Raw genomic sequence first — 12,145 nt, forward strand, 5'->3', positions numbered from 1 at the left:
TTCATAGAGAATTACTCGTAGATTCAATTTTTATCCATCCGTTTTGCGGGGAATGATTGCCTAGTGGTAATGGGATAAGGTTGAGCTACTTTATTAGGGGGAGTGGTTCTATGTTTAATAAAAAAATGGTGGCAATGGCAATGACTGTGCCGTTAGTAATGGGGACAATTTCTACGGTTTCGGCATTGGAAAAACAACAGCAAGTAAAGTTAGAAGCTTATTCACCGCAGAAAAAAGCAACTGAATATTTAAAAGAAAATGCTGCGCAGTATGGATTGAAAACAGATCTTTCAGACTTGCAATATATTTCTACAACAGAAACATCAGTAGCTTCATATGTTAGGTTCCAACAAGTTGTTAATGGTGCACCTGTATTTTCAAAACAAATAACAGTTACGCTTAACGGAGAGGGAAAGGGAGTACTCGCTGTTTCTGATTATCAGCCTGTTACAGGTGTGAAGGAAGTAACGACAAAAATTAGTGAAAAAGATGCAATACAAAAATCAATGGCGTATGTTGGAGAAGCAAGTGAGCAAAATTTATGGGCTCCTACAGATAAAGAGTTCGGATATATTGTTGAAGAAGGAATTGCTCGTCCAGTATATAAAGTTGTAGTCCATTCTAATAATCCATTTGGTGCGTGGGAAACATTTATTGATGCAGAAAATGGAAAGTTAATTAAAAAAGTTGATATAAACCGAAAAGTAGAAGGAACAGGAAAAGTATTTTTACCTAACCCTGTCGTATCAAGCGGGAGTTTAGTGGGATTAAAAGATAATAATGATGCAGATTCTACAGCGCTAACGAATCAATTAAAAACTGTTACTTTAAAAGGCTTAGATGGGACAGGTTTTTTAATTGGAGAGTATGTAACGATTTCTTCAAAAGCGAGAACAAAATCTACAAACTTACAATTCAACTATACACGTGCAAATGATAGCTTTGAAGATGTAATGTCATATTATCATATTGATACATTGCAACGTTATATTCAAAGTCTAGGGTTTAAAAATATTAATAATCGTTCGATTAAAGTGAATGTGAATGGAACAACAGCTGATAACTCATTCTATTCACCGACAACGAAAGCTTTAACATTTGGTACTGGCGGTGTTGATGATGCAGAAGATGCTGGAATTATCGCACATGAATACGGACATTCGATCCAAGATAACCAAGTTCCTGGCTTTGGTAGTTCAACAGAAGGCGGAGCGATGGGAGAAGGATTTGGTGACTTCTTAGGTGCTACGTATGAAGATGCTGTATCGACAACAGGATATGGAAAAGCATGTGTTGGAGAGTGGGATGCGGCAGCTTACTCTAGTTCAGATCCAACGTGCTTACGCCGATTAGATACGAATAAAGTGTATCCGAAAGATATAAAAAATCAAGTACATGCTGACGGTGAAATTTGGTCACAAGGTCAATACGAAATGGCACAAGCTTTTGGCCGTGATGTAGCAACAAAAATCATTTTACAATCACACTGGTCATTAACACCAAACTCTAAATTCAGTGATGGAGCGAAAGCGATTAAGCAAGCGGATGCTCTTTTATATGGCGGACAACATGCTGCTGATATCGATCGCATTTGGGCAGCGAGAGGCATTAGTACGAATTAATATAAAAAGTCGTGGCATTTATAAGCCACGACTTTTTAATTTGCTTAAGAGCTGGTACTCGTAAGTAAAGCTATATCAATGATAGTGTGAATATATCCGTATCCCATTTACTTTTTAGCTTCTTTAAAAACAAAATGCTCTTTAAATTTTCTAGATTCAACTTTTTGACCATTTCGCATCGATCGGAATGGGTGTTCTTGCCATGTAATAATAACATCAACTTCATCTGCTTTTGTAGCAACGGGTAAATTAGCGTGTTCAAATCCAGTTTTTCCACTTGCCAAACGACTTTCCTTTAGGGAAAAGAGTTCATATTTCGTTTTCTTATTTGGTTCGTTGCGGAATACTTCGACATTTACATTATATACTTCACTATTCCCGACATTCTTTACTGAAAAATGATATGTTTGAAATTCCTCTTTTTTAGCTTGAAGCATATTCTTGTTTGTTTTTTTCGGTTTATCAATATTCACTTGCCATTGATCAGAGTTTTGAGAGATTGGTAAAGATTTTGGTGAATAGGCATACGTTTCGTTTACTACAATTAAGCAAAACAAAAGGAGAAAGAAACTAATTGCTTTTTGCATATACACACCTCGCTTTAAAATTTTTATTAATATGCGTAAATGAATTAGTTTTTATGTAAAAATTGGAAAATATGAAAGGTGTAATTTTGGATTTAATACATAAGAATATGTATTACAAAATTAACTTTTCACACTTTAGAAGAAGTTAGGAGTTATAAAACCAGAATGTTTCAAAAAAAGCTTGCGTTTTATAAGGTAAGGAGTTAGAATACTCTGTAAATATAAAAAGTGATGATCAGGAAAAGTACATGGTGCAAAGGTCTACAGAGAGCAGCCGGTTGCTGGGAAGGTTGCGATACCGCATGATGGAAAGACACCTGTGAGTGTTGCTTTGAACGTGATTATTAGTAAAAGCAAACGGTACCTACCGTTATCAGGGCTAAGATAGTCAGTATGACAATTTGGGTGGTACCGCGGAAAAAATCCGTCCCTATTTTTATAGGGGCGGATTTTTGTATTCTTTGAAAGGGGGTGAGTGACCGTGGATGATGACGATGACAACAATAACGTAAATAAATATAAAATTACTGGAGGGAAAAATAATGGATTCAATAATGAAGCGTTCACTCACAAAAGAATGTACAAAGCAAAGTGGAAAGGTTGTATTACTTCAAGGATGGGTAAAAAAGATTCGACATCTTGGAAATGTTAGTTTTTTATTATTACGGGACAGAACAGGAGTAATTCAATGTGTATTAGAAAATGAATTGGCTGGATATAAAGTTGATGTAGAAAGTATCGTCCATGTAATTGGTGAAATAGTCGAGACGTCGAAAACAGAATTAGGTGTTGAAGTACTTGCTCATGAAGTGAAAGTAATAAACGGTGCAGAACCACTTCCATTTGAAATAAATAAAAAGAAGTTACAAGTTGGCTTAGATCAATTATTGAATGAGCGGGTACTCTCATTAAGACATGAGCGAACTGCAGCGATTTTTAAAGTAAAATCTACACTCGTTCAGAGCTTTAGTGAAGTTCTAATAGAGAACGATTTCACACGAATATTTACTCCAAAAATTGTTTCGCAAGGGGCAGAAGGAGGAGCGAATGTTTTTAAGCTTCCATACTTCCAAAGAGAAGCTTATTTAGCACAATCACCACAGTTCTATAAGCAAATGATGGTGGCTGGGGGACTAGAACGAGTTTTTGAAATTGCACCTGTATATAGAGCGGAACACCATAATTCTTCTCGTCATTTGAATGAATATATATCGTTAGACGTAGAGCTTGGATTTATTCATGATTTTTATGAAGTGATGCAACTAGAAACGGATGTTTTACGATATATGTTTCAACAAGTAGCAAAAAAATGTGAAAAAGAACTACAACTATTACAAATAGAAGTACCTGTTATTACTGAAATACCGAAAATCACATTGTTAGAAGCACAAGAAATTTTGAAAAGTAAGTATCGTAAAGAATCTCCTGTAGAGGATTTAGATACAGAGGGTGAGAAGTTACTAGGGAAATATGTGAAGGAAATATATAATAGTGAATTTGTTTTCATTACACATTATCCGAAAGAAGCGAGACCGATGTATACGATGCCGAATAAAGAGAATCCATCTATTACTGATTCGTTTGACTTATTATATAAAGGGTTAGAAATAACGTCAGGGGCACAGCGGATTCATAATCATGAAATGTTACTCGCTTCGTTTAAAGAAAAAGGATTACATCCAGAGAAATTTCAATCTTATTTAAATACATTTCGATATGGTTGTCCACCACATGGAGGTTTCGGAATTGGGTTAGAAAGGGTTGTATATAAACTTTTAGAATTAACAAATGTACGAGAGGCTAGTGCTTTTCCGAGAGATTGTACTCGTCTTATACCGTAAAAAGAATCTTCGCGATTTTCGCGAAGATTCTTTTTTTATAGTTCGTTTGAAAAGGTGAAAATATAGACTATTTCTTTTGCTAATAAGCTTAGTAAAAGTCAGTTGAAATATGAACCATTTCGACAAAAAAATCAATATATCCCTTGACAGTTACAAATATAACAGATATACTTCATAGTAATTTCAAAAGAAAATATATTCTAAATATTAAAATGTGTTGAATAGGAGTAGTAAGGTCATGTATTTGTACAGAGAGCTATGGGTTGGTGCGACATAGTCAAATGACATCCTGAACTCGCCTAGGAGCAGTAAGGTGGAACGGAATCACATTCTTAGTAAATCTTAACGGTTAACCTTCGATATTAGGTTTGTAATCAAACGATTACTACTAAGGTGGATTCATAATGGAATCAATAAGGGTGGTACCGCGTTAAGTAAATGGCTTAGCGTCTCTTTATATAGAGATGCTAGGCCATTTTTTTATTATATGGAAGAAGAAATGGAGGGTTTATTTGAATAGGTTTATAAAATTTATTTATTTATATAAAAAGATTTAATTAGGAGGAAAATGAGATGAAACAGACGGAGCAATGGACTTCGAAATTAGGTTTTATAATGGCGGCAGCCGGATCAGCAATTGGACTTGGTGCGATATGGAAGTTCCCTTATATCGCTGGGAAGAGTGGGGGAGGAGCGTTCTTTTTAATATTTATATTATTTACTGTTTTAATTGGACTACCGCTACTTATAGCTGAATTTATGATTGGACGCAGTACGCAGAAACAAGCAGTTGGAGCATTTAAAAGCATCGCACCAAATACAGGATGGCATTGGATTGGACGCCTTGGTGTTGGAACTTGTTTTATACTACTTTCGTTTTATAGTGTTGTAGGTGGATGGGTATTAATTTATTTATTCAGAGGAATAACTGGACAACTGATTACTCCAGGACAAAATTACGGTACATTATTTACTGAAACAATTGGGAATCCTGCTTGGGCTATTATGGGACATTTCGCTTTTATGTTCATTACGATATGGGTTGTATCAAAGGGTGTACAAAACGGAATTGAAAAAGCAAGTAAATATATGTTGCCAGCATTGTTCGTTTTATTTGTCGCTCTTATTATTCGTTCGTTAACACTTGATGATGCAATGAAAGGTGTGAAGTTTTTCTTACAACCAGATTTCTCAAAGATTACTTCGGAAAGTATTTTGTTCGCAATGGGGCAATCATTCTTTGCAATTAGTATCGGGATTTCAATTATGGTTACGTATAGTTCCTATTTAAATAAAAAAGAAAGTTTACCAAAATCAGCAATAACAATTGTTGGATTAAATTTATTTGTTTCATTATTTGCAGGTCTTGCTATTTTTCCAGCCGTATTTTCATTAGGAATGGAGCCAACAGAAGGACCTGGATTACTGTTTATCGTATTACCATCTGTATTTAGTCAAATCCCATTCGGTGGATTTTTCTTAACAGTATTTCTTGCACTATTTACATTTGCGACATTAACATCAGCATTTTCTCTACTAGAAACTGTTGTTTCAGCATTAGCAAATGGTGAACAAGAAAGAAGAACGAAATTATCATGGATGATCGGCTTCTGCATTTTCTTAGTAGCTATACCATCTGCGTTATCATTTGGAGTATGGAGTGATATTACGATTTTTGGAAAGAATATTTTTGATGCAGTAGACTTTTTATCTAGTAATATATTAATGCCACTTGGAGCACTATTTATTAGTATTTTCGTTTCATTCAAAATGGAGAAGAAGGTACTAGAAGCAGAGTTTTTTGTAGGTGGAAATTATGGAAAGAAAGTATTTACTTGTTGGGTATTTTTACTTCGATTTGTAGCACCGCTCGCAATCATTATCGTCTTTTTAAATGTAATAGGGATTATTTAACAATAAATGTTATAATATTCAGTAAAAAAAGAAGATGGTGATGTTTATGGCGAATTTGATAGAAACAGGAGAGTATATGAATATTAGAGGGAAAAAGCTATACGTTGAAACACATGGAAATCCTAAAAATAAGCCAGTCTTATACTTGCATGGTGGACCAGGAGAGAGTTGTTATGATTTTTCATTTCATCAAGCGGAACGTTTAAAAGATTCTCTATATGTAATTATGATAGATCAAAGAGGTGTTGGTCGTTCAGAAGAAATTACTGAAGACGAAGCTTTTGGATTAAATGATTTGATTGAAGACTGTGAGGAATTAAAAAAAGTATTACAAATTGAGAAGTGGTCTATAATTGGACATTCTTTCGGTGGATATGTAGCATTGCTTTATGCGTCGATATATCCAAGTTCAATAGAGAAAATAATATTTGAAGGACCAACTTTTGATTTTGCATTAACAAGTAGAGCTTTGTTGCAAAAGACAGGGCATTTATTAAAAAAGTATGGAAAAGAAGAAGTAGCAAAAGAGTGCTTTGCTTATTCATCTAGCGATGCTAGTTCAGAAGAGTTGTTAGAAGCTTATATAAGATTAAGCGCTGAATTAGAAGAAAAAAGAATGGAGATTTACAATAATAAGGAAGATAGGACAGATGAGAGTTTATACAGTGATGAAGAGTGGGAAATATTTTCAAATCGCTCCAAAATGCACTTTGATAGATTAAAATTAGAGGGAGCATGTCATACATCATTATTATCAAAAATAAAAGATGTACAAAATCTAATGTTATTAATTGTAGGAAAACATGATGTAGTAACGTGTGAAGAACAAATTAAAACATTTAATAAAGATGCCCGAAACGGCAAGTATATCGTATTTGAAGAGAGCGGCCATTCACCTCATTATGAGGAAGCAGATAGATTTGCAGAAACAGTCATACATTTTTTGAAATGAAGAAAAGGGTGCTTCTATAAATGAGAGGCACCCTTTCTAAATTTCTGAATATGTGATTGTGATGTTAGGCCACTTACTTTGCCAATTCTTTTTTATAACTCTGTTTTTGTACATATGTAATCGTTCTTTCGATTCAAGAAAGTGAGCTGTTGGTTTCACTTGTAAGGAAAGGACATCTTCAATACCACATGGGGCTGTTAAGATAACGTTGTTTAGTTCATCAAGTGTAACTCCTAAAGCCGTTGCTGTTTCAGGGAATTTAGAAATAGCATTAACAGAAGAAGAATATGGTGGCATATTATTCACTACATGCATACGAGCTTGATTTTTTACAGACCAAGGGATAGTAGCATCAATATTCATTAATTTCGTTTCTAATGATTGTTCGTATATCTCATCTTGATGTAGACTATCATAATAAATCACATCAACATCAGGCATAGCCGTTTTCGCTTCATAGTCATGTAAAGTATCCCAAATTTTAGAACGAACAAATCCGGCACAAATCCACCAATCAGGTAGCTCTAGTGATTTTGCCATTTGTAATACATTCATCATCCATTCGTCGTTTTCTATTAAGCGAATGATATCTTGTTCTGTTTGTATAGTCATTTGTTATCTCACCTGCTTTTTTTAGAGAGTAAATTTAATTCATAAGCTTTATAATCCATGTAATCCAGTAAGCACCTGGTATGAATAACAGTTGAGCTAGTAATGTACCAAAAAGTCTAGAAATCATTAGCCAAGCATACATTTTACTCATTGCTTCAGCACCTTCTTCTGATTGAAGAGCTCGCTCTGTTAAAAGAGCAATACGTGGATCTAGTAGCACTGTTAATAAAATAGTAGCAAAACCATTAATAAGACCGGAAGCTGTAGTGGCTTTTGTTGCGAAAGCTGGAATTAAAAAAGAAGCATATAGTGCGGAAAGAACTCCCGCTGTATAAATAGCAGTAGCAAACATGTTAATAAGCATAATACGCTTTGGAATACCACCGATACGCAGTCTATGAATCATTTCTAACTTTGGAAAGCGGACATATTTTTTTGTGTACTTTAATTTTTGAATGTTATTCGTTTTCATCATTCGAATGAAAGAACCGTCTGTTTCAAAGTTTTGAATGACATATCCAAATAGTTTTGTCAAAGTTGGATACAGTATAATCGCAAGCAATGTACCGATAGAAGCAGATAATAGTACAAGACGTATAATATGCTCTAAATCAATAGAAGGATCTAGTTTTGCTTCGTCCACAATCCCGCCAAGTAAAAAGGCTTGTAGTAAGTTTGACGTTCTTGAAATGAGTAATACGATTCCTACGACGGATAATGCGACAGCAATCTTCTTTAAACGAACCCCCGCTAATCGAATACTATAAGAGCTTGTTTCAACTGCGTGAATCACAATTGTGAAAGCCATTATAAAAATTAACGTAATTGACATTTGTTTCACCAGTTTCTATTAAAATAATTGTAACTTTTTTACTTTATCATATCTATCGTATTTTGTAACTGAAAGTATGTGACATATGGAAATTGATTTTTCGAAAAATAGATAATGATAGTATAATAGGGAGAAGTGGAAGAGATGTTAGCACTTATTTATACCGTAAATTAAGTGGAGGAATGAAGCATGTATAAAACATTTCTATTTGATTTAGATGGAACTTTAACGGATCCGAAAGAAGGGATTGTAAACTCGGTTTTATATGCATTAAAAAAAGTAGGAATTGAAGAAGTACATATAAGTGAGCTAGATTCATTTATAGGTCCTCCTATTCAGCAATCATTCATAGAGAGATATAATATGAGTGAAGGAGAGGTTGAGCGTGCTGTTTTTTACTTCCGTGAGTATTTAAAGCAGCGTGGATTGTTTGAAAATAATGTATACGAGGGGATTCTGAAGCTCTTGCAACAATTAAAAAGTTCAGGGAATCGCATATCCGTAGCAACTTCAAAGCCCACTGTATTTGCGAAACAAGTTATAGAGCATTTTCAATTAACGAATTATTTCGAAGACATCATTGGAAGTAATTTAGATGGTACGAGAATAAAAAAAGAAGAAATAATTGCTCATATTTTACAAACACATGAAGAACTAAATAAAGAAGAAATGATAATGATTGGTGATAGAAAGCACGATATAATAGGTGCAAATCAGAATGGAATTGCTTCAATTGGTGTTTTATATGGCTATGGCTGTGAAAAAGAACTGACTGAAGTTAGTGCGACCTACATAGTGAAAGATGTTGAAGAACTGTATCATTTTTGTGTAGAGAAAAATTTAATACAGCAGTAAATATAGATTCTAGCAATCCCTTTATAACGTATGACGATGAATTCGTTTCTGTTTAAAGGGATTTTTCATATGTAATCGAATAATTATAATTAGACATTTTTAGCATAAAAATTTGTATGAATAAGAGGAGGGATGTCAGAATTAAAAGGTTAGTAGAAATTTATCAATAAAATTTTGAATATTCTGTTTAATGGAGGGGTAAAATTGGAGTTAGTTATTATATTATTAGCACTAAGTTTACTTATGTTCGTAGCATACAGAGGTTTTTCTGTTATTTTATTCGCGCCGATATTTGCATTATTTGCAGTATTTTTGACAGAACCTAGTTATGTATTACCTTTCTTTTCTAATATCTTTATGGAGAAAATGGTTGGATTTATAAAATTATATTTTCCTGTGTTTTTATTAGGAGCAATATTTGGAAAAGTAGTGGAAATGTCAGGAATTGCAGATTCTATCGCAAAAACAATTATTGAGTTAGTTGGTGAAAAACGTACTATATTAGCGATTGTATTAATGGGGGCTATTTTAACGTATAGTGGTGTTAGTGTGTATGTAGTAGTGTTTGCTGTTTATCCGTTCGCAGCTAAGTTGTTTCGACAAGCTAATATTCCAAAGCGTTTAATCCCTGGAACGATTGTTCTTGGAGCAGTAACGTTTACAATGGATGCGCTACCTGGATCACCACAAATTCAAAATGTAATACCTACAACATTTTTTAAAACGGATATTTATGCTGCACCGATACTTGGGATTGTAGGAGCAATTTTTGTTCTTACATTAGGTTTACTATATTTAGAGAGTAGACGTAAGAAGGCAAAAGCAGCAGGTGAAGGATATTTTGGTTTTAATGATGGAAATACTGAAATGGCAGCATCTTTGCAAGTAGAACAAAAAAATATGCCATTAATTAATAACATTGAAATCACAAGAGCACAACAACTTATTGCATTTATACCACTTATTTTAGTAGGTGTAATGAATAAAGTGTTTACTATTATGATACCGAAGTGGTATCCAAGCGGTTTTGATTTTTCTGCAATTGGTATGAAAGCATTTGGAAAAGTAGAATTAAGTGCAGTAGTAGGAATTTGGTCTGTAGAATTGGCACTTATTATAGGGATCTTAACAACGTTATTATTATATTGGAATCGAGTAGTAACAGGTTTCCAAGCTGGATTGAATACAAGTATTGGTGGAGCGCTACTTGCAACGATGAATACAGGAGCTGAGTTTGGATTCGGTGGTGTCATTGCAGCACTTCCAGGCTTCGCAATTATGAGAGATGGCATCTCTGCTACTTTCACAAATCCGTTAGTGAATGGTGCAGTAACGACGAATATTTTAGCTGGAATTACAGGTTCGGCATCAGGAGGAATGGGAATAGTATTAAGCGCAATGGGAGATAAATTTATTGCAGCGGCCAATCAATTTGATATTCCATTAGAAGTTATGCACCGTATCGTATCAATGGCATCAGGAGGAATGGATACACTACCACATAACGGGGCTATTATTACTATTCTTACAGTAACGGGATTAACACATAAACAGTCATATAAAGATATATTTGCTATTACTATTTTGAAAACGGTTGCTGTATTTTTAGTTATCGCATTCTATACTTTAACAGGACTCTATTAAAAAATTTGAATCGTAAAGATTCATCAAATCGATAATTTATATTATAAAATATTAATTAGGATAAGAAGGGGTGGGGGACTTGCAAGAGGTTTCTGAGTTTCGTATGCCAAAGTCGGTATTATATGGAAGGAATTCGCTTGAAAAACTGGGAGAACAATCAAAAAAGTTAGGGAAAAGAGCTTTTATAGTTACTGATACAATTATGGAGAAATTAGGATATGTTGAAAAGTGTATGCAACAACTAAATAAGAAAGGTATTACTGTTAGTACATATAATAAAGTGGATGCTGAGCCTACAAATATACACGTATTAGAAGCGTTATCTCTTTGTAAAGAGGAAAAGTGCGATTTTATTATTGGTATTGGTGGTGGAAGTTGTATTGATGCTGCGAAAGCAGTAGCGGTTTTATATACAAATGGTGGAGAAGTTGAGGATTATGTCCAAAAGGATATTGAAATAGAAAACAATCCACTACCACTTATTGCAATTCCAACAACTTCTGGTACTGGTTCGGAAGTTACAAGTGTAGCAGTAATTACGAATAAAAAAACAGATGTAAAAATGATGATGAAGCATCCTAGTTTTATACCGAAAGTAGCAATTATAGATCCAGTTTTGACAAGTTCGTTACCACCACAAATTACGGCAGCAACAGGAATAGATGCGTTATGTCATGCGATTGAAGCTTATATTTCTAAATTTTCACAACCACTTACAGATGTACTTGCTCTTTCAGCTATTGAAAGTATTATGAAATATTTACGTATAGCATATGAAGATGGACGTAATATGGAGGCAAGAGAAGCGATGATGATTGCTTCCTTACAAGCTGGAATTGCATTTTCTAATGCATCAGTTACATTAGTTCATGGAATGTCAAGGCCAGTGGGAGCATTATTTCATGTACCGCATGGAATATCAAATGCCATACTATTACCTACAGTGTTAGAGTTTACGAAAACAAGTGCAGTGAAAAGGTTAGCAAAAATTGGACGTAACTTAAATAAGGATTTGTATTCGAATTCTGATGAGGAAGTAGCAGACTATACGCTTTGGGAAATAAAAAAGCTTTGCTATGATCTTCGTATTCCAAATTTAAAAGAATACGGAATCGATGAAATTGAATTTGAAAATGCTATCTCTAAAATGGCATCAGATGCAATTGAAAGTGGTAGCCCAGCTAATAACCCACGTGTTCCATCATATGATGAAATCAAAGAGTTGTATCGAGAGTGTTTTAATTATAAGTATAAAGAATTTATAAAAATATCAGATCATTAATTTC

At 34.1% G+C, this 12,145-nt stretch carries 10 protein-coding genes and 2 other annotated features; of the genes, 7 read left to right on the forward strand and 3 right to left on the reverse strand.

Going from position 1 to position 12,145, the window contains the following annotated elements:
* Positions 1-110 precede the first annotated feature (110 nt).
* Positions 111-1,622, forward strand: coding sequence for a M36 family metallopeptidase (locus AXW78_RS10600; RefSeq protein ID WP_000482279.1), 1,512 nt, complete (start codon positions 111-113; stop codon positions 1,620-1,622).
* Between the two features lie 107 nt (positions 1,623-1,729).
* Here AXW78_RS10600 and AXW78_RS10605 read toward each other — a convergent pair whose 3' ends face one another.
* Positions 1,730-2,209 (reverse strand): hypothetical protein, encoded by a 480-nt coding sequence (locus AXW78_RS10605; RefSeq protein ID WP_001167917.1) that lies wholly within the window; start codon positions 2,207-2,209, stop codon positions 1,730-1,732.
* A 222-nt stretch (positions 2,210-2,431) separates the two neighbouring features.
* Positions 2,432-2,644 (forward strand) — a binding site (T-box leader).
* 107 nt (positions 2,645-2,751) lie between these two features.
* Between AXW78_RS10605 and aspS the strand changes: the two genes are divergently transcribed.
* The 3 genes from aspS to AXW78_RS10620 all read left to right on the forward strand — a co-directional run bounded on the left by aspS (position 2,752) and on the right by AXW78_RS10620 (position 6,916).
* Positions 2,752-4,050 (forward strand): aspartate--tRNA(Asn) ligase, encoded by a 1,299-nt coding sequence (gene aspS / locus AXW78_RS10610; protein WP_000377337.1) that lies wholly within the window; start codon positions 2,752-2,754, stop codon positions 4,048-4,050.
* A gap of 208 nt (positions 4,051-4,258) precedes the next feature.
* Positions 4,259-4,507, forward strand: a binding site (T-box leader).
* Between the two features lie 116 nt (positions 4,508-4,623).
* The gene (locus tag AXW78_RS10615) at positions 4,624-5,964 is read left to right on the forward strand and encodes a sodium-dependent transporter (RefSeq protein ID WP_061884116.1); all 1,341 of its coding nucleotides are present in this window, start codon (positions 4,624-4,626) and stop codon (positions 5,962-5,964) included.
* A 46-nt stretch (positions 5,965-6,010) separates the two neighbouring features.
* Positions 6,011-6,916, forward strand: coding sequence for an alpha/beta fold hydrolase (locus AXW78_RS10620; protein ID WP_074594794.1), 906 nt, complete (start codon positions 6,011-6,013; stop codon positions 6,914-6,916).
* A gap of 36 nt (positions 6,917-6,952) precedes the next feature.
* On the opposite strand, the gene AXW78_RS10625 is transcribed toward AXW78_RS10620, so the two are convergent.
* Complete coding sequence (locus tag AXW78_RS10625) at positions 6,953-7,528, reverse strand: nucleotidyltransferase family protein (protein WP_046946357.1); 576 nt, start codon at positions 7,526-7,528, stop codon at positions 6,953-6,955.
* Between the two features lie 34 nt (positions 7,529-7,562).
* A complete protein-coding gene (locus AXW78_RS10630) occupies positions 7,563-8,360 on the reverse strand; it encodes a lipid II flippase Amj family protein (RefSeq protein WP_000028911.1) in 798 nt (265 codons plus the stop codon).
* A 189-nt stretch (positions 8,361-8,549) separates the two neighbouring features.
* Between AXW78_RS10630 and AXW78_RS10635 the strand changes: the two genes are divergently transcribed.
* From AXW78_RS10635 to AXW78_RS10645, 3 genes are all read left to right on the forward strand, one after another.
* Positions 8,550-9,215 (forward strand): HAD family hydrolase, encoded by a 666-nt coding sequence (locus tag AXW78_RS10635; RefSeq protein WP_046946356.1) that lies wholly within the window; start codon positions 8,550-8,552, stop codon positions 9,213-9,215.
* A 204-nt stretch (positions 9,216-9,419) separates the two neighbouring features.
* Positions 9,420-10,859 (forward strand): GntP family permease, encoded by a 1,440-nt coding sequence (locus AXW78_RS10640; protein WP_046946355.1) that lies wholly within the window; start codon positions 9,420-9,422, stop codon positions 10,857-10,859.
* A gap of 79 nt (positions 10,860-10,938) precedes the next feature.
* Positions 10,939-12,141, forward strand: coding sequence for an iron-containing alcohol dehydrogenase (locus AXW78_RS10645; protein WP_001158671.1), 1,203 nt, complete (start codon positions 10,939-10,941; stop codon positions 12,139-12,141).
* The last annotated feature ends 4 nt before the right edge of the window (positions 12,142-12,145 follow it).

This window comes from Bacillus thuringiensis, assembly GCF_001595725.1.
Taxonomy (GTDB): Bacteria; Bacillota; Bacilli; order Bacillales; family Bacillaceae_G; genus Bacillus_A; species Bacillus_A thuringiensis_K.

Excerpts from the sequence above, each read along its gene's own strand:
- AXW78_RS10600 (WP_000482279.1), top strand. The coding sequence starts at position 111 with ATGTTTAATAAAAAAATGGTGGCAATGGCAATGACTGTGCCGTTAGTA.
- AXW78_RS10605 (WP_001167917.1), bottom strand. The coding sequence starts at position 2,209 with ATGCAAAAAGCAATTAGTTTCTTTCTCCTTTTGTTTTGCTTAATTGTA.
- aspS (WP_000377337.1), top strand. The coding sequence starts at position 2,752 with ATGGATTCAATAATGAAGCGTTCACTCACAAAAGAATGTACAAAGCAA.
- AXW78_RS10615 (WP_061884116.1), top strand. The coding sequence starts at position 4,624 with ATGAAACAGACGGAGCAATGGACTTCGAAATTAGGTTTTATAATGGCG.
- AXW78_RS10620 (WP_074594794.1), top strand. The coding sequence starts at position 6,011 with ATGGCGAATTTGATAGAAACAGGAGAGTATATGAATATTAGAGGGAAA.
- AXW78_RS10625 (WP_046946357.1), bottom strand. The coding sequence starts at position 7,528 with ATGACTATACAAACAGAACAAGATATCATTCGCTTAATAGAAAACGAC.
- AXW78_RS10630 (WP_000028911.1), bottom strand. The coding sequence starts at position 8,360 with ATGTCAATTACGTTAATTTTTATAATGGCTTTCACAATTGTGATTCAC.
- AXW78_RS10635 (WP_046946356.1), top strand. The coding sequence starts at position 8,550 with ATGTATAAAACATTTCTATTTGATTTAGATGGAACTTTAACGGATCCG.